This is a genomic window from Tritonibacter scottomollicae, assembly GCF_003003215.1.
Lineage (GTDB): Bacteria > Pseudomonadota > Alphaproteobacteria > Rhodobacterales > Rhodobacteraceae > Epibacterium > Epibacterium scottomollicae.
Genome location: NZ_PVUF01000010.1, coordinates 1 through 17,252, shown reverse-complemented (window position 1 = coordinate 17,252; position 17,252 = coordinate 1). Strand labels below are relative to the sequence as shown.

16 protein-coding genes are annotated in these 17,252 nt (G+C 58.6%); 3 read left to right on the top strand and 13 right to left on the bottom strand.

The window, feature by feature from the left end:
* Positions 1-114: 114 nt before the first annotated feature.
* The 11 genes from CLV89_RS14975 to CLV89_RS14925 all read right to left on the bottom strand — a co-directional run bounded on the left by CLV89_RS14975 (position 115) and on the right by CLV89_RS14925 (position 13,006).
* Positions 115-645, bottom strand: a complete 531-nt coding sequence (locus tag CLV89_RS14975; protein ID WP_106164481.1) for an Lrp/AsnC family transcriptional regulator — start codon at positions 643-645, stop codon at positions 115-117.
* 364 nt (positions 646-1,009) lie between these two features.
* Positions 1,010-2,917, bottom strand: coding sequence for a beta-galactosidase (locus CLV89_RS14970; RefSeq protein ID WP_106164480.1), 1,908 nt, complete (start codon positions 2,915-2,917; stop codon positions 1,010-1,012).
* A 7-nt stretch (positions 2,918-2,924) separates the two neighbouring features.
* Positions 2,925-3,770, bottom strand: coding sequence for an SMP-30/gluconolactonase/LRE family protein (locus CLV89_RS14965; protein WP_106164479.1), 846 nt, complete (start codon positions 3,768-3,770; stop codon positions 2,925-2,927).
* Positions 3,767-4,372: a 2-dehydro-3-deoxy-6-phosphogalactonate aldolase gene (locus CLV89_RS14960; protein WP_106164478.1), complete on the bottom strand. Its 606-nt coding sequence runs from the start codon at positions 4,370-4,372 to the stop codon at positions 3,767-3,769. The genes CLV89_RS14965 and CLV89_RS14960 overlap by 4 nt, the downstream gene beginning before the upstream one ends.
* Before the next feature lie 10 nt (positions 4,373-4,382).
* The gene (locus tag CLV89_RS14955; RefSeq protein ID WP_106164477.1) at positions 4,383-5,297 is read right to left on the bottom strand and encodes a 2-dehydro-3-deoxygalactonokinase; all 915 of its coding nucleotides are present in this window, start codon (positions 5,295-5,297) and stop codon (positions 4,383-4,385) included.
* Positions 5,294-6,064: an SDR family NAD(P)-dependent oxidoreductase gene (locus tag CLV89_RS14950; RefSeq protein ID WP_106164476.1), complete on the bottom strand. Its 771-nt coding sequence runs from the start codon at positions 6,062-6,064 to the stop codon at positions 5,294-5,296. Before CLV89_RS14950 ends, CLV89_RS14955 begins: the two co-directional genes overlap by 4 nt.
* 1 nt (position 6,065) lies before the next feature.
* Positions 6,066-7,781 carry an IlvD/Edd family dehydratase gene (locus CLV89_RS14945; protein WP_106164475.1) on the bottom strand — a complete coding sequence of 572 codons (1,716 nt, stop codon included), beginning with the start codon at positions 7,779-7,781 and terminating at the stop codon, positions 6,066-6,068.
* Complete coding sequence (locus CLV89_RS14940; RefSeq protein WP_106164474.1) at positions 7,778-9,844, bottom strand: alpha-galactosidase; 2,067 nt, start codon at positions 9,842-9,844, stop codon at positions 7,778-7,780. The genes CLV89_RS14945 and CLV89_RS14940 overlap by 4 nt, the downstream gene beginning before the upstream one ends.
* Positions 9,841-10,689, bottom strand: coding sequence for a carbohydrate ABC transporter permease (locus CLV89_RS14935; protein ID WP_106164473.1), 849 nt, complete (start codon positions 10,687-10,689; stop codon positions 9,841-9,843). Before CLV89_RS14935 ends, CLV89_RS14940 begins: the two co-directional genes overlap by 4 nt.
* The gene (locus CLV89_RS14930; RefSeq protein ID WP_207796943.1) at positions 10,689-11,612 is read right to left on the bottom strand and encodes a carbohydrate ABC transporter permease; all 924 of its coding nucleotides are present in this window, start codon (positions 11,610-11,612) and stop codon (positions 10,689-10,691) included. The genes CLV89_RS14935 and CLV89_RS14930 overlap by 1 nt, the downstream gene beginning before the upstream one ends.
* 140 nt (positions 11,613-11,752) lie before the next feature.
* Complete coding sequence (locus tag CLV89_RS14925) at positions 11,753-13,006, bottom strand: ABC transporter substrate-binding protein (protein ID WP_106164471.1); 1,254 nt, start codon at positions 13,004-13,006, stop codon at positions 11,753-11,755.
* Positions 13,007-13,146: 140 nt separating this feature from the next.
* Here CLV89_RS14925 and CLV89_RS14920 point away from each other — a divergent pair, with 140 nt between their 5' ends.
* Positions 13,147-13,938: an IclR family transcriptional regulator gene (locus CLV89_RS14920; protein ID WP_106164470.1), complete on the top strand. Its 792-nt coding sequence runs from the start codon at positions 13,147-13,149 to the stop codon at positions 13,936-13,938.
* A 55-nt stretch (positions 13,939-13,993) separates the two neighbouring features.
* Positions 13,994-15,052, top strand: a complete 1,059-nt coding sequence (locus CLV89_RS14915; protein WP_106164469.1) for an ABC transporter ATP-binding protein — start codon at positions 13,994-13,996, stop codon at positions 15,050-15,052.
* A gap of 365 nt (positions 15,053-15,417) precedes the next feature.
* Here CLV89_RS14915 and CLV89_RS14910 read toward each other — a convergent pair whose 3' ends face one another.
* On the bottom strand, positions 15,418-16,077 hold the full coding sequence (locus CLV89_RS14910) for a GntR family transcriptional regulator (protein WP_106164468.1): 660 nt from the start codon (positions 16,075-16,077) through the stop codon (positions 15,418-15,420).
* Between the two features lie 185 nt (positions 16,078-16,262).
* Here CLV89_RS14910 and CLV89_RS14905 point away from each other — a divergent pair, with 185 nt between their 5' ends.
* On the top strand, positions 16,263-16,967 hold the full coding sequence (locus CLV89_RS14905; protein WP_165798138.1) for an ABC transporter substrate-binding protein: 705 nt from the start codon (positions 16,263-16,265) through the stop codon (positions 16,965-16,967).
* Positions 16,968-16,998: 31 nt separating this feature from the next.
* On the opposite strand, the gene CLV89_RS14900 is transcribed toward CLV89_RS14905, so the two are convergent.
* Positions 16,999-17,252 (bottom strand): integrase core domain-containing protein (locus CLV89_RS14900; RefSeq protein ID WP_133166708.1); only part of this gene is annotated, 254 nt, incomplete at its 5' end.

Genomic DNA, 17,252 nt, shown 5'->3' with positions numbered 1-17,252 from the left:
CGTTTTGTCCGTGATCCTCCCGACCACAAACTGCCAAACTCTGTCCGAGATATAGTCCGAGAGATGCAGCGACTGTGGACTGAAGTTTTTCAATTCGCAGTCTGGTCAGGCCGTTTATTGCCCTCCAACAGGACCGATTGGACCGGCTTGCCTATTTTTGACGTTCGCAGATGCCAGCTTTGCGATACTGGGCAAGGCTGACTTCACCTGCCGCGTCGCGAAATGAGTCATGTAGCGATCAATGCCGAGATCTTCGGCATGAAACTCTTCCATCAGATCCTGAAACGCAGAGAGCGTGGGGGTGATCACCTTCATGATGTAGTCGACCCCGCCACCCGTGGCGATGCAGTCAATGATCTCGTCCCGACTGTTGATGAAGGCCTCGAAACGATCAAAGTCTATCTTCCGGTGACGGCTCAACGAGACTGTCACAATCACTTGGGCGAAATCAGCCAGTTGCGCCAATGCGATGTCAGCATGATAGCCGCGAATATACCCGGCAGCTTTCAACCGAGTCAGCCGTGCCCAGCAGGGCGTCGCCGAAAGACTGCAAATCTCTGCCAGTCTTGCTTTGCTCAACTGGCCGTGTCTCTGCAGCGCACTCAGAATACGAATGTCTGCGGCATCAAGGGCAAGCTGTTTCATTCACGTCGTCCTTACGGTCCTAGCAATTTGCAGAATGCGGTCATGGACGGTTCTAGCCTGCCCCACCCGCGCCAACGCCCTCTTTTGCGACAAGTATCCACTTTTAACGCCCCGCTGACCTGCGCGCTTTCCCCAACTTCATTGGCGGAGAAAAACGATCTCTTGGCGGTACACCGGTTCGGTGATTGGCAATTTGACGCGCAGTAGATTCCTTCGCCGCCGATCATACCTGCAATAGCGACGATGCTACCGACACACCGCGTTCGACTGCCGAGACAACTGGAACAATGCGCATCGCGGCACGCCGCGCCTGTCAAAACTCGTGCAGAGTCACCATTTCGACTTGTTCGTCTGCCCCAGCAGTCTACAACTCACACCTGATCATTCCTGCTGGAGGCAAAAGCCCCGCTTCGGTCTGCACGGGCTCAGCACTATGGTTAAACCAGAACTCCTCTGTCGCGGTGCGGCGGGTACGGACCCCTTCAGGCATTTTGCGCAACGCCAGACCCGCCGCTGTGCCAATGATCGTGATCAACTGATCCAGACCATCCGCATCAAGCCAACCGCCGCAATAGGTCTGTCTGCCCATTCGCATCGCCACTGGAGCGCCCTGCGCAGTCACAAGGATCACTTCGGCGTCCCCTTCCAATACCTCCAGGTAGCGGTGTACCGCGCCGCCATTCGTAAGCGCGACAGGCATATCCGGCCGCAGGCTTTCCACTCGGGAAACAGTCACATCAAGCCCGACAAGCGCAGGTGGCAGCGGATCGGTCGGGATGTTGAAGTGATCATCCCGCGCGCCACTACGGGGGCCATAAAGGACTTCGGCATCGCTCTGTTCCAGCGAGGCTTTCAAATCCGCTGGCATATGCATCATGCCTGGCGCGAGTATCAGCCTATAGCCGGCGAAATCGCGCGCCTTGGCGGGAAGGATATCAATCGTAAGACCGGCCCGCCGAAGCGCTTTATAGTGGTCGAGGATCAGTTGGAAATAGCTGAGCCCCGCGCCATGCGGCTGCGTCGACCAAGCCCAATCGGCGTCATAATCAAACAAGATCGCCACTTGAGCCTGTGCGGACTGGACCTCAGGCGCGGCTTCCAGCTCCCTCGCCACGTCGCGTGCCTCCTCGATGGCAGGTGCGTCCTCGCTGTCGGGGCGCAGAAGTCCTGCGTGCATCTGTTCTTGTGCGAACGGGGCTTGCCGCCAGCGAAAATAACAAACCGCCTCAGCCCCATGGGCGAAGGCCTCCCAGGTCCAAAGTCGCACCATTCCCGGCAACGGCGCCGGATTGTAGGGGGCCCAGTTCACCGGGCCCGGCTGCTGCTCCATCACCCACCAACGCCCGCGCCCGACAGCACGGTAGAGATCGTGATGCAGCGCCTGGAAATCGGGATCGCCCTGCCGTGCATAGGCGCGTTGTTCTTCGGGCGTCGCACCAACGCGGTCCTCTAGGAACCCAAGCGGATAGCTGTCCCACGTCGCAATTTCCAGATCCTCTCCCAGCTTGAAGTGATCAAAATCGGTGATCCGTCCCATGTAGTTATGAGAAATCGGCGCGGTAGAGCATGCCTTGATGATGTCCACCTGAGCGCGGTTGAAGGCCACCACCTGATCCGAACTGAAGCGTTTGAACGCAAGCACATGCGCGGGGTTCGGCTCCGTTACCGTCAGGTTTGGCAGGCCGATCTCGGAAAAACTGCGGTATTCCATAGACCAGAACACATTGCCCCAAGCCGCGTTCAGGGCATTGATGTCGCCATCGAAAGTCTCAAACAACCAGTGGTGAAAAGCCACTTTGGCGGCGTCGGAATAACTGATGGTCGTATCGTGGCATCCATATTCGTTATCAGTCTGCCATGCTGCCACATAGGGATTGCCGCCGTAACGCTCCGCCATCAGACGGGTGATGCGCTGGCTCTCGGCAAAGTAGCCTTTGTGACTGAAGCAGTAATGCCGCCGCGATCCGAACCCGCGCACCTGCCCCTGTGCATCCACGGCGAACATGTCCGGGTGGCGATCTGCCATCCAACGTGGCGGCGTCGCTGTGGGCGTTCCCAATACCACCTGCAGGCCCTGCGCCCCAAGCGTCTCGATCGCGCGATCAAGCCAATCCCAGTGCAGCTCACCTGGGTTAGGTTCGATCTTTGACCAGGAGAACTCACCGATGCGGACCCACGTAAGGCCTGCCTCTTTCATCCGCGCGGCGTCCTGAGCCCAGATTTTTTCCGGCCAATGTTCGGGGTAGTAGCAGGTGCCAAGGGTTCGTTTCATGATCGTCTCACAAGATGACTTGATGTTCACGCTGCCCCACGACCGATGTCGGCGCAGCGAAGGTCTGACCAGCGGGGGAGCGGTCCAGTCCCTCGGCTGCTGTGGTGATGTAAAGAGTGGAAAGATCCGCCCCACCAAAGGCCGGGCAGGAGGACTGTGGGGTTGGCACGGAAACAGATGCCAACAAAGCCCCTTCAGGACTGTAGCAGGCCACGCGCCCGGCGCCCCATTGCGCGTTCCAGAGGTTGCCATCCGCGTCCACGACCGCGCCATCGGCGCCAAAATCCTTTCCGCTGAAATCAAGGTAGACTTCAGCCTTCCCTTCAGGCCAACCGGACTTAACCGCCAGCGGCTGGCGCAAGATCGTGCCCACATTGGTGTCTGTATAATACGCACAGGAGCGATCAGGCGCGAAGCAGATCGCATTTGAAATGGTCACATCCGACACCAGTTGGCGCAACTCGCCGCGATAGTAGCGATAGATGGCCCCTGCCCCTTTTTCTGCGTGAAAGCCCATGGTGCCGATCCAAAATCCCCCCCAGGGATCCGCGCGCCCATCATTGGAGCGTGTTGTCGGATTACCCGCTTCCAGAGGACACAAAAGCACGCGCTCTTCGCTCAAGAGGTCGAACCGCCAAAGGCCAGTTTGGCTGGCGATGACCAGCGTATCATGATCCACCCAACCGGCAGCAGAGACGCATTCGTCAAACTGCCAGATGCGCGTCTCATCCCCCTCGACCGAGAGCATCCGCTTGCCCAGAATGTCGAACCAAAAGAGCTGCTGGCGCTCCGGGTGCCAAAGCGGTCCCTCTCCGAGTGCACAGGCCACATTACTGAAAACCGACGCGTTCACGAAAACGCCTCGTCATAGGCACGAACCATCTTCCGTGCGTTGGCTGCGATCTCTGCAACCGTATTGCCGGGCTGAAAGAGATTTGACCCGATCCCGAAACCACTGATCCCCGCCGCCTTCCAATCGGCAAAATTCTCAGGCCCCACGCCGCCCACCGCATAGGTCGCGGTACCCGCAGGCAGGATCGTCTTGATCGCCCTAAAGCCATCAACTCCGAGTTTGAAAGCGGGGAAGAATTTCAGCCCATCCGCCCCCGCGCGCAGTGCGGTGAGTGCCTCAGTTGGGGTGAACACACCGGGAAAGGACAGCATCCCTGCCTCTTTGCTCGCCGCGATGACCTCTGGGTTGCAATCGGGCGAGACGACCATCTGCGCACCAATGTCCTGAAGACGCGCGACGGATTGCGTGTCAAGCACGGTCCCGGCCCCGATCAGCGCACCGCCCGAAGCATGATCCACCATTGCAGAAATACTGTCGAAAGGACTGGGTGAATTCAGCGGCACCTCAATGCGCGTAATTCCGGCTTCGATAAGCGCGTCTGTGACAGGCAATGCTTTCTCGGGTGTAAGCCCCCGCAGGATGGCAATAATATTGCGGCTCATGGATTTATCCTTACTTCATTTGAGCGCGGGCGGCGCTGAGACCGGCCAGCGTGGCTTTTTCCGCTTCAAAGATCTCGACCGTCGCGCCCCCTATCTTGAGGGCTGTGGCGTAGGCCTGCGCGATTGCATTGTCGCCCACGACCACAACCGGGCTCCCCCGCCAGGCGTCACGCATCGCCGCGACCTCCATGCCGAGCAGATATCCTGAGGCGCGCGCACGTGCTGCGACCGGATCAAGATCGTTCAACAAAGCTGCAGCCCGCAGACCAAAGAGCGCGTTGGCCAGGTGATCCGGCCTGGCAGCGCCATCCCGACACCCCGCGTCGAAGGCTTGGTCGTCCCAGCCTTCATGCGCCAGCGTATGCCGTAGCACGGAATGGTCGCTGACCAGTTGGAACAACTCACCCGACATAAAGGTCGAAAACCCGGTGATACTGCCCTTTTGAACCGAAACCCATTTGGTATGAGTGCCGGGCAGACAAATGACCCCGTCTAGCTTTGAGTGGGTCGCAAAGACGCCGGCGATCTGGGTTTCCTCGCCGCGCATCACGTCGGCAGGTTCGGATTGTTTTACACCTGACAGGATATGCACGCGAAGACGCTTGTCCCCTGTTGCAACGCGTGTTGCGGTTTCAAACGAGGGCGGCCTGCACGGAGTTGCCATGTAGGGGGCCTCCGCCCAGCCCTGCCGTGAGCCCGCCATGCCGCAGCACACCACTGTCACTTCCCCGTCCGAGGTCAGATACGGCTCCAGCAAGTTCAAAAGTGTCTGCTCATACTCAGCGGGTGTCAGCCGCGACATGCCTTTGTCAGAATCGATGCGGCAAAGCGGCACCCCATCCGCCCCCATCGGCCAAAGCCGCAGATGCGAGGTGCCCCAATCCACCGCCACCCATTGGGCCGGAGTATGGTTCAGATCACTCATCCTGACACCACAACGCCACCATCCACCACCAGCGCCTGACCAGAGATCATGCGACTGGATTTGGACGCCAGGAAGAGTGTCGATTCAACAATATCCTGGGGTGCGAGATGGTCTTTCAGGCACTGGCGCTCAAGATGCGCGGCAAGCGCCTCCGGCGTCGCCCATTTGTCGAGCTGTTTGTCGGTCAGCACCCAGCCCGGCGCAAGCGCGTTGGCACGGATGCGGTCAGGCCCGAATTCACGCGCAAGGCTCCTGGTCATGCCGTTGATACCGGAATTGGCAGTGGTATAGGCCGGATATCCACTGTTCCCCATCATGTAGCTGACCGACGTGAAGTTCACGATTGCGCCACCGCCAAGCTGCTGCATCCCCGGCAGCACCGCCTGGCAGGCGAAAAAGTATGCCTTGAGATTGATTGCCTGCGACCAGTCCCAGAAATCCTCGTCAACATCGAGTGTCGCGTGGCGCTGATCATTCGCAGCGTTATTGACCAACACGCCGATAGGGCCATGCGCGTGTGCGGCATGTGCAATCGCAGCTTTCAGCGCAGAGATATCGGTAATATCACATTGGACAAATAGCGGTCTGTTGCCGGTCTCCCTCTCCATCCGTTCGACAAACTCACTGGCGTCAGAGCGCCCGACAAAAGCCACCTTCGCCCCCTGTTTCAGAAAGCCTTCGGTCAGTGCCGCTCCAATACCAGAACCGCCACCAGTGATGAAAACGGAGGCCCCCTCAAGGTCACGGAAAGTTGCGTTAAGATCCATATCAGTGGCTCTCCCTTGTCACGGGCCGAGTATCCTTACCCACCAGGAAATCCAGATCCGCGCCCCTGTCGGCCTGCAGGACGTGATCGACGTAGAGTTTCGCATAGCCGCGGGTATAGTGCGGTTCGTCCGGTCGCCACGCCGTGCGCCGCGCCTCCATTTCTTCTGTTGAGATCAACAGCTCCAGCTCGCCCCTTGAGGCAGACACGCTGATCCGGTCGCCGGTTTTGACAAGTGCCAGCGGTCCACCCGCCTGTGCCTCGGGCGAAACATGCAAAATGACCGTCCCAAAAGCGGTGCCGGACATGCGCGCATCAGAGACGCGGATCATGTCCTTCACCCCTTGGGTCACCAGTTTGCGTGGGATCGGCATATTTCCCACCTCCGGCATCCCCGGATAACCCTTCGGTCCACAGCCCTTGAGCACAAGAATGGTCTCTGCCGTCACGGGCAAATCCTCGCGGTCGATATTGGCCTTCATGTCCTCAATGCTCTCAAACACATAGGCCTCGCCCTCGTGTTCCAGCAGATGATCCGAAGCCGCGGAGGGCTTCACGATCGCGCCGTTGGGTGCAAGGTTGCCGCGCAGCACCCGCAAGCCGGCAGCGGGTTTCACGGGCGCGTCAAAACGGTGGATCACGTCTTCGTTGAAGCACTCAGCCCCGTCTGCATAGGCCGCAATATCGCCGCCCAGCACCGTCTTGGCGTTGCGCAGATGACCCTGGTCCTGCAATTCCTTCAGCACTACGGGCATGCCGCCAGCGTAGCAAAAGTCTTCCATCAAGTATTGGCCCGAGGGCATGCAGTTGACCAGCAATGGGATCTCGGACCCGATCTCGAAATCCTTCAGGTCCAGCTCCACGCCAACCCGACCGGCCATCGCCAGAAGATGCACCACCGCATTGGTGGAGCCCCCGACGGCGGCATTTGCGAGGATGGCGTTTTCAAACGCCTGTTTGGTCATCACGTCAGAAGGCTTCAGGTCTTCCTCGACCATTTCGACGATCCGTTTCCCCGTGAGATGAGCCAGCGCCATACGACGTGAATCTACCGCTGGAAGTGCGGCGTTGGTTGGCAGCGATAGGCCCATGGCTTCCACCAAGGACGCCATAGTCGATGCCGTGCCCATGGTCATGCACACTCCCTTTGAACGGCTCATGCCCGACTCCGCGCTCATGAAGTCCTTCAGGGTCATTTCACCCGCACGCACCGCTTCAGAGAATTTCCACACGTCAGTGCCAGACCCGATATCCTGACCGCGGTATTTGCCGTTCAGCATTGGACCGGAGGAGACGACGATAGACGGCAGGTCGACCGAAGCCGCACCCATCAGCTGGCCCGGAGTGGTCTTGTCACACCCACCGAGCAGCACAACCCCGTCGATCCCATATGCGCGGATCGATTCCTCCACATCCATCGCCAGAAGGTTGCGAAACAGCATGGCCGTGGGCTTCATCTGAGTTTCGCCCAGGCTCATCACCGGGAACTCCACCGGAAAGCCGCCCGCCTCCCAGACCCCGCGTTTCACACCCTCAGCAAGGTCACGCAGGCCAGAGTTACACGGCGTCAACTCGGACCAGGTATTGCAGATGCCGATGATCGGTCGCCCGTCAAAGGCATGATCTGGAAAGCCCTGGTTCTTCATCCAGGACCGATGAATGAAGCCGTCCTTATCCAGCTTGCCGTACCAGCCACGGCTGCGACGGTCTTTGGTCATAGTTTTTCTCCTTCGATCACCCAGATCGTTTCAGGGAATTGCCAGGGAAGCGTCAGCCCCTGCTGCATCAGGATCTGACCGCTGAGTGTGAGCGCCCCGTCCTTCAGTGCCGTGCGTCCCCGAGAAAGGTGGTGCAGCTCGTCGCGGTTGACGAGATCGATCCGGTAAAGCGCGAATGGATCGAGGTCAGTCAGCCGCAACGGGCGCGGCATGATCTGATGCGACGTGCGCGCCTTACCAGCAAAAACCACAAATCGACTGCCGTCGGCCGCCTGCTGCTGTTCTGCGATGACGCTGTCATCCGCACTATCGAGGCGCAGGATGTCCGCACCCATCCGCCAATGTCGGTTGTCTTTCCACCAGGCGGTGACGCGGGTGAGAACGTCGGCCTCCACCTCGGTTAATTCGCGTGGGTCCATCTCGAACCCCATGTGTCGCTGCGCCGCGACCCAGGCGCGCATGTGGATGTCGATCATCCGCCCCGACGTATGGCACCGGCGCGGCCCGACATGCGAACCTGTGACCGGCAGTGGCAGGAACAGCGCCGCATCGTGCTGGATACGCAGCCGCTCCAGTGCGTCGTTGCTGTCTGACAGCCAAACCCGCTGCGTGAGGCTCAGAATTCCGGCATCAATCCGCCCGCCACCAGAGGCACAGCTCTCGATTTCGACCTCGGGAAAAGCCGTACGCAGGTCTCGCAAAAGCGTATAAATGCCCTCAGACTGTGTCGCATCAGCGACGGGTAGCAAACGGTTGTGATCCCACTTCAGATAGTCGATCCGGTTTGTGCTCAGGATCGTTGAAAGCTTATCGAACAGGTGGTCTCTCACGTCGCCTCTCGACAGGTCCAGAACGCGCTGTTGGCGCCCCTCAATCTGATCGACAGGCCCAAGAATCCAGTCCGGATGCGCCCGCGCCAGATCGCTGTCGAGGTTCACCATCTCCGGCTCGACCCACAGGCCGAAGGTCATGCCGAGGCGTTCGACATGGTCGATCAGTGGCGTCAGCCCCTCGGGCCATTTGCGGCGGTCAATGTCCCAATCGCCCAACGATGAGGTGTCGTCATCACGTTTCCCGAACCACCCATCGTCAAGCACGAAACGTTCCGCGCCCAGCTTGGCCGCCCGCTCTGCGATCTCGCTCAGAACGCCGAAGTCATGCTTGAAATAGACCGCCTCCCAGCAATTGTAGTGCACCGGGCGTGGGATATCGGGCTTTGGCCAGTCAACCACATGGTCGCGCAGCAGGCGTTGAAAGGCAGTCGCACATCCGTTGAAACCGCGTTGAGACACCGCCAGATATAGCGGCGCGCTGCGAAACTTGGTGCCGGCAGGGCGCGCACCGGACGCATGGCCCCACTGTATCTGACGCCTTCCAGAAGGCAGCTCTTCCGCCAACATCACATGTCCGCCGGACCAGCCATAGTGCATGGCAAAGACGGTACCTTGGGTATTGGTCGCGCCCGCTTCTGGGAAATAGGCCAAAGGCGGGTGCTCATGACCGGACCGCCCGGACCGTGCCTCACGCTTGTGGATACCCGCGCGCCAGGGGGCGCGTTCCATTTGAAATTCACCGATCCAACGACCCGAGAAATCCACGATCTCCTGCCCCATTTGCGGCCCTGGCAAAACCGGCGCTGCGAGATGATGCAGTGTGATCTCCTGCTCTGCGGTCAGCGACGTCGAGGCCGCAATGGTCTCGCCCCGCACCTCGAAGTCTATGAACAGCGTCAGGTCAAGCTTGCGATCCCGACAGGTGAACTGAAGGCCATTTGTCTCTTCCAGCCGGAAACGCGGATAGAGCGGCACGCCATCGCGATAGGCAATCAACCCCGGCTGCCCCTCGAAGGACAGAGCAGCTTCTGGGCATAGCGACAGTGGCGGCAGACGATCAATCATTCCGCCCGTCACTTCCTGTTCACAGGCACGGGCCAGCGCGCTCAGATCCGTCTCCGGGTGCAGCGAAGGCCCCCAATAGAGCGCGCCGGGAAGACCGCCGTCAGATGACAGCACGAGCGTTTGCCCCGGCGCATCAATCCGCCAAAGTTGCAGACCTGCGCTCATTTCACCGCCCCGAGTGTCAGACCGGCAATGAAATGCCGCTGCATCAGAAAAAACATCGCCACCGGCGGCAGCGCCGCCACGATCGAGCCGGCACTCATCAGGTGATAGGCGGCACGATACTGCGCATTAAACGAGGTGATCCCCGCCGTAACCGGCTGGCTCTCGGCGCCCTGGGTCAACACCACTGCCCAAAAATAGTCGTTCCAGATGAAGGTGAAGATCAGCACCGACAACGCTGCGATCGCAGGCTTCATCAACGGCAGCACGACAAACCAGAAAATCCGCCATTCCGCGACCCCCTCGACCCGCGCGGCCTCGATCAGCTCAAACGGCAGGGCGCGGATGAAGTTGCGCATGAACAATGTACAAAAACCGGTCTGAAAGGCCACATGGAAAAGCACCAGTCCAAGCTTGGTGTTATAAAGACCCATATCCAGCGTCAGATCGCGCACCGGCACCATCAGGATTTGAAACGGTACAAAATTCCCGGCCACAAACATGAAGAACAACAAGAGGTTGCCGCGGAATTTATACACGCCAAGCGCAAAACCGGTCATGCAGGACAGGGCCACCGCACCGATCACCGTCGGCACTGTAATCAGCACCGAATTCAGGAGATAGCGCGGCATGTCAGAAGCAAAGAAAACCTTGCCGTAGTTCTCAAAGCCTTTGAACGCGGAGGGCCAGCCCCAATAGTTGCCGGTGGTGAAATCCACATCCGGCTTGATGGAAAACACGGCCACAGCGATCAGGGGCAACAGCCACAGTACCAGCGCCATCGGCACGAGCGCCTGATAGGTGGCGGCCCAGGCGGGAGAGGATTTCTCGATCGGACGCGGGAACATCAGCGGCCCCCTTTCTCTTCTTGGTACATCGACCACAGGAAGTAGGCGATGAAGGACAGCATGATCAGGAACAGCACCACCGCGATGGCTGCGCCATAGCCCATGCGGAAACCGTATTCTGACAATGCTTTTTCAAACATGTAAAAGGACAGAACGCGGGACGACCCAAACGGTCCGCCGTTGGTCATGATCGAAATCAGATCGAAAGATCGCAAGGCCCCGATGATCGTCACGACGAAGGCAATGAATGTGGCAGGCCGCAGCTGCGGGATGATGACATACCACAGCATCTTCATGCCCTTTGCGCCATCCAGACGGGCGGCTTCCACTTGCTCGGGGTCCACCGCATTAAGCCCCGTGAGGTAGAGGATCATGCAATAGGCCGTTTGCGGCCAGAGACCGGCAACAATAATACCGTAGGTCACAAGGTTCGGATCACCCAATACATTGACCGTACCAAAGCCGAAAAAACCAAGGATCTGATTCAACAAGCCAAACGTCGGGTCGTAGAACCAGCTGAACACCAGTCCGACCACCACTTGGCTGATCACAAACGGGAAGAAAAACAGAGATTTGTATAGCCGAATACCGACAACGTTCTGGTTCAGAAACAGCGCAATCGCCAATCCCGCCGGGATCGCCAGCAGATACATCAGCAGCCATTTCAGGTTGTTCCACATGGAGACCTCAAAGGCGCGGTCATCCATCAGCTCAATATAATTCTCCGCCCCCACATAGACCGGCTCTCCCAGGCCATCCCAGCGGTAGAACGACAGGTTAAAGCTCTGCACAATCGGAAAGATAACGTAGAACGCGAAGAACAATACGCCCGGCAACAGGAACAGAGCCGGCGCCAGTGTCTGACGGTTGCGCCGGATCCAGCCCGGCGCACCATCGTTAAGCGGAGTTGTTGTGTCAACCAAAGGAGCACCTCCAGGATACACGCACCACGCTGCGGATGATCGCAGGCTGGGTGAGCGAAACGTCAGTTATTGCGGCGAAACGGACATAGAGATCGCGTGGCGGTTTTTGGGCGGAAGCGAGCCCGCCCAAAAATTCACGATCAGTAGATCCGCTGACGGGCCTTCTCGAGACGGTTCAGGACGTCTTCCAGGTTGTCAGGAAACACCATGAACTCTTGAAAGCCTTCCATCGCGATCGAAGCCATTTCTGCCGGGGCGTCGCGGTCAAAGAACTGAGCGATGCCGCCGGGGCTGTTGGAGGACAGCATCTCAAACCCTTGGTTGAGCATTTCGTCCGCATCCACCGAGGACGATGCATTGACCGGCAACTGACCCAAAGCAGGGCCTGCGTTGATCTCGGTCTGCACATCGGCGGAGACCACGTAGCGCAGGAATTCGCGAGCAGCTTCCTTGTTCTGTGCGCCTGACGGGATATGGAACGTATCGGTCGGCGCATCTTCGGCCAGTTCCACATCAGGGTTGATCACCGGGAACTGATAGAAATCCAGCTGTTCGTCGCTGAGGCCCGCCTCTCGCAGTGGCGCCACCGCAAAGTTGCCCATGAGATAGGCCGCGGCCTCCCCATTTACCATGAACGGAAGAGCTTCCTGCCAGCTGTAGGACTGATGGTTGTCAATGAAGGCCCCCATATCGATCAGCTCGCGCCAATTTGCGAAGGTCTGCTTCACACGATCATCGGTCCATTCCACGTCACCGTTGGTCAGCGCCATATGGAAGTCATATCCATTGGTGCGCATGTTCAGATAATCAAACCAGCCACCAGCGGTCCAAAGAAACTTGCTGCCGATGGTGAAGCACTTGCGGCCCGAGTCGAGGATCTTCTGGCAATTCGACTTGAAGGCTTCCCAGTCCTTGGGTTCTTCCAGTCCCAGCTCGTCATAGATATCTTCGCGGTAGTAAACGCCCCACTGATAGTAGGTATACGGCACGCCCCACTGCTTCCCGTCGAGCGTCATCGCGCCCTTGGTGGAGGCAAGATTGTCGGCAATCGCAGGCTCCGCCCAGAGATCAGAGACATCCTCGAACAGACCGGCCGACACATAGGGGCGCATACGGTTTGCCGCATACCAATTGGCCACGTCCGGCGCATTCGCGGTCAGGAAGTTACGGATCTGTGTCTTATAGGCCTCGCGGTCGATCACGGTCAGTTCGACCGACAGATCCGGATGCAGGGCGTCGAAATCAGATGCCAGCTTCTCCATCACCGCGCGTGGTGCCGGGTTCGACATATCCGAGAAAATCTTGAGCGTCCCGCTCAACTCCGAGGCCTGTGCAGACGCGGTCAAACCAACGACCATCGCAAGTCCTGCGGCCGTTCCCTTCAGCAAGTTCATGGTATCCTCCCTTATTGACTGTCGGTCGCCGGTCTCACATAGTGGAACCCGTTTCCAACTATTGAAACCATGAGAGATTCTAGCTATGAATGTCAACAGTCTCTTCACCCGAGGGTTCAGAGACGTAAGGGAGGACAGCAATGGCAACGCCGGATGCGCCGCAGCGCGGCAACGACGGAACCGTCGGAAAAGCCTTGGAAGTTTTGGATCAGGTCGCGGAATATGGGCGTCCAGTGCGCTTTGGAGAATTGCTCGCAGCCTCGCCCCACCCCAAGGCCACGCTCTACCGTCTAATCCAGACGCTGACGAATCAGGGCATGCTGCGCTTCGATGAAGTTCAGCAGACCTATTCACCCGGCCTGCGTTTGGTGCGGCTCGCACACGCAGCATGGCGGCAAAGCTCGCTCGCGCCGGTCGCCCGCCCGTATCTCGATGCGCTATCGGCCGAAGTCGGAGAGACCATTCACCTCGCGCAACTGGATCATGGTCAGGTGCTGTATGTGGACAAGCGCAACGCCCGCACCCCGATCGAGATGTTCAGCCAGGCGGGCAAAATCGGCCCCGGCTATTGTACCGGTGTCGGCAAGGCGATGATTGCACATCTCGACGAAGACGCCCGCGAGGATGCCATCCGGCGGCAAGCGTTTTTCCAGCACACGCCTCACACCTTGGGTAAGGAGACCGACTTTCGGGCCGACCTCGACAGCATTCGCGCGCAGGGGATCGCCTTTGACCGCGAAGAGCATGAGCCTGGCATCATTTGTATCGCCGCCCCGATCCTTTCTTCCAAGGGTCGGGTCATGGGCGGACTTTCCATCACCTCATCCACCGAACGGCAATCGCTGGAAGGGCTCACCACGCTGAAGCCACGGCTGCTTACGACCGCAAACGAGATCGCGGAGGCTGCTGAAAGCTGGCAGTTCCCCACCTGAAGGAGGAGTGGCGTCGGGCCAGGAAACACCCGCGCCCATAGAGAGGACAACATCCATGACAGGCGTAACGCTAACCAATGCCGTGAAGAAATACGGCGAAGTACAAACCATCTTTGATGTGAACCTCGACATCGAGGACGGTGAATTCTGTGTCTTTGTCGGACCGTCGGGCTGCGGCAAATCTACCTTGTTGCGCATGGTTGCAGGCCTCGAGGAAACGACTTCAGGCCAGATCCATATTGGCAGTCGAGACGTGACCAACGTCGAAGCGGCAGAGCGTGGCGTCGCGATGGTGTTCCAGTCCTACGCGCTCTATCCCCACATGAGTGTTGAAGAAAACATGGGGTTTGGCCTCAAAATGACCGGCCATCCCAAAGAGGAAATCAAGGAAAAAGTCTCTGAGGCCTCCCGCATCCTGCAACTTGACGCATATCTGAAGCGCAAACCCAAAGCTCTGTCTGGCGGTCAGCGCCAGCGCGTCGCCATTGGCCGCGCAATCGTGCGTGGGCCCGATGTCTTTCTGTTTGACGAACCACTCTCCAATCTTGACGCGGAACTGCGCGTCGATATGCGAGTGGAAATCGCGCGCCTGCACAAGGAGATCGGCGCGACCATGATCTATGTGACGCACGATCAGGTTGAGGCGATGACACTCGCGGATAAAATCGTCGTCCTACGTGCAGGCCGGGTGGAGCAAGTCGGGAAACCGATGGACCTCTACAACAACCCCGACAATCGCTTCGTCGCGGGCTTTATCGGCTCTCCCAGCATGAATTTTGTCGAAGGCAAGGTGTGCGGTGGCAAGGTCACGGTCGACGCATTTGGCGGTCGTGAGATCACCACCTCTGTGGCGCTTCCCCCAGAAGGCTCCAAAGTCATTGTGGGCTTGCGCCCTCAGCAAATCACTGTCAGCGCAGGAGGATCCGCGACACTGGACCTGCGCGAGCGGTTGGGCGCGGTTGCCTATGATCACCTGATCTGTGCTGACGGCTCCAAGATCATTGTGGAAACGCGTGGCGAAGATGCGCTTGATGAAGGCGCCTCCATCAGCCTCGATTTTTCTGACGATGATGCCTTCCTATTCGACGCAAAGACAGAAATGCGGCTTCGCTAGCGCCCTGACCCGCTAATTTCGGCTGTTAGGCTCAGCAGCCGAAACCCGCCAGCAGCCGGGTTATATATAGTGGGTAGAAAACGAACTGGATCGCCCCGGGCCTGTCGGAGGCCTAGCTTCTTTTCATGTGCGCATATCAAGCACGTCGAACTGTGCATACGGGTTCCCGTCAGCCTGTGCTGGCGGGATGTTTCCGATTGGGCCATGCAGGTGTCTGTTGTTGAACCAGTTCGTCGTGCGATCGCGGGCGGGAGGTGCCTTGCGCATGCGGCGCGTGTAACCGCATGAATTCGCACGTTGGATCCTCCATCGGAAGACTCGTGCAACAACGCGGTCGAGCCTCCATTAAGGGCCAATGCTTGACTTCAACCGTGAGGCCCCTCCCCCTTTATGCGCAGGAAGCTGGCCTCCCCGGCAAAGACATAGCGCAGCAGCAAAAGCTCGACATGCGCAGCGTTGCGACTGCAAAAGGCCTGCAGCATCTGGCGATGCAGGTCGACCAGCGTGTGATGTGCCTCCTCATCCCGCAGCGTCACCAGCCGGACAGACTGAATTTGCGCCATGTAGCGCAGAATGGTCTCCCGCAGCTCAACGTTCGGCACTGCCATGATCCAGGTGCGGCGAATATCCTCTGAAGCGGCGTAAAGACTCTCGACATCGCCCGTCTCCAGAGTTCGTTCTGAACGGGCGACGGCCTCGGTCAGCGTTTCCAGGTCGGCCTCGGTCAGGTTGGCTGTGGCCAGCGCAGCCGCACGTGGCTCCAGCAGACGGCGCAACTCAAACATGTCGAGTATCTGGTCATACTGCAGGGTGGGCAAGGTGAAGCCTCTCGTCGTGCTTTCCAGGTAGCCCTCATGCGTCAGGCGCATCAACGCATCACGCACCGGCATACGCGATACGTGAAACTCCTCCGCGATCGCGGTGTCGACGAGGCGATCATCATATGTGATCTCGCCCCGCTGGATACGCCCCAGATATGTTTCGTAAATCTTGTCCTTCATGTGGCGCTTGGGTGTGTCCGCCATGATCGCCCCTAACTGTATACTAAAGCTTGGTCCTAAGTTGCAGGCAACCTTAGCCTTAACCCTCCTATAGCGCCATTATAAACTTCAAGCTTAAACAAAATGTTTGTATCCGTATACGAAACATGCCAACGATATCGACAACAAGACGCGAAAACGCGCTTCACCACGCAACAAGGGAAACCACAATGTCATCCACACGAAATCTGCTCACCGGCCTCGCAGTTGCGGCGCTGACTACGTTCTCCGGCGCCAGCACCATGGCTCAGGAGGCCCTTAAGATCGGAGCCTACCCGGCGAACCCGCCTTGGGAATTCAAGAACGAAGCGGGTGACTTTGAGGGGTTCGAAGTCGACATCATCAATGAGATCGCAACCCGCCTCGGCACGACGACTGAGATCAACGGCCTCGATTTTCGTGCCCTTTTCGTGGCGACAGCCTCGGGCCGTGTGGATGCCGTGATTTCCTCGCTGACGATCACCGATGAACGTCTTGAGGCGCAGTCCTTCACGCAGCCCTATTTCTCCGGCGCGCTTGGCGTGGGCACCAAGAAGGATGCAGGCATCAGCAGCATCGACGACATCAATGGAAAGCGCATCGGGTCGATCGCCACGTCTTTTCCGGAAAACTGGCTGAAAGAGCGTCAGGATGAACTGGGCTACAAAGCTTATTCCAGCTACGACACCACCGCGAATATGCTGACCGACCTGCGCAGTGGACGGATCGAAGCGGCGGTAAACGACATCGTCAGCCTGCGCTACGCTTTTGCGCAGCCACAGATGGATATGCTTCAGGTGTCCGCAGAGATCCCAACCGGCGACAAGTTTGCGATCATGCTTCCGAAAGAATCAGAACACTTGCAAGCGTTCAACGATGCCATCTCCGCCATGTGATGTGCCCCCATCGAGTGGTCCAATTTGAATGTTAATGCATCGTCGGCCTTTGGTCTATCAGGACGATGCTTTTGGGCGCTGGGGGCCGGTATCCTAAGGCGCTGTGGGGCCTAACCGTGTTGTAGTGGCGACGCCAGCGTTCGATGAGGATCTGTGCTTCACGCAGCGTGGTGAAGACCTCGCCGTTTAGTAACTCATCCCGGAAGCGGGCGTTGAAGCTCTCGCAGTAGCCGTTCTCCCAAGGTGATCCCGGGGCAATGAATGCGGTCTTCGCGCCCACGGCAC

Bases quoted from the DNA above. Each gene is read 5' to 3' on its own strand.
- CLV89_RS14925 (WP_106164471.1), bottom strand. From the start codon at position 13,006: ATGAACTTGCTGAAGGGAACGGCCGCAGGACTTGCGATGGTCGTTGGT.
- CLV89_RS14905 (WP_165798138.1), top strand. From the start codon at position 16,263: ATGTCATCCACACGAAATCTGCTCACCGGCCTCGCAGTTGCGGCGCTG.
- CLV89_RS14955 (WP_106164477.1), bottom strand. From the start codon at position 5,297: ATGAGTGATCTGAACCATACTCCGGCCCAATGGGTGGCGGTGGATTGG.
- CLV89_RS14960 (WP_106164478.1), bottom strand. From the start codon at position 4,372: ATGAGCCGCAATATTATTGCCATCCTGCGGGGGCTTACACCCGAGAAA.
- CLV89_RS14910 (WP_106164468.1), bottom strand. From the start codon at position 16,077: ATGGCGGACACACCCAAGCGCCACATGAAGGACAAGATTTACGAAACA.
- CLV89_RS14920 (WP_106164470.1), top strand. From the start codon at position 13,147: ATGGCAACGCCGGATGCGCCGCAGCGCGGCAACGACGGAACCGTCGGA.
- CLV89_RS14915 (WP_106164469.1), top strand. From the start codon at position 13,994: ATGACAGGCGTAACGCTAACCAATGCCGTGAAGAAATACGGCGAAGTA.
- CLV89_RS14935 (WP_106164473.1), bottom strand. From the start codon at position 10,689: ATGTTCCCGCGTCCGATCGAGAAATCCTCTCCCGCCTGGGCCGCCACC.
- CLV89_RS14945 (WP_106164475.1), bottom strand. From the start codon at position 7,781: ATGACCAAAGACCGTCGCAGCCGTGGCTGGTACGGCAAGCTGGATAAG.
- CLV89_RS14970 (WP_106164480.1), bottom strand. From the start codon at position 2,917: ATGAAACGAACCCTTGGCACCTGCTACTACCCCGAACATTGGCCGGAA.
- CLV89_RS14940 (WP_106164474.1), bottom strand. From the start codon at position 9,844: ATGAGCGCAGGTCTGCAACTTTGGCGGATTGATGCGCCGGGGCAAACG.
- CLV89_RS14975 (WP_106164481.1), bottom strand. From the start codon at position 645: ATGAAACAGCTTGCCCTTGATGCCGCAGACATTCGTATTCTGAGTGCG.
- CLV89_RS14950 (WP_106164476.1), bottom strand. From the start codon at position 6,064: ATGGATCTTAACGCAACTTTCCGTGACCTTGAGGGGGCCTCCGTTTTC.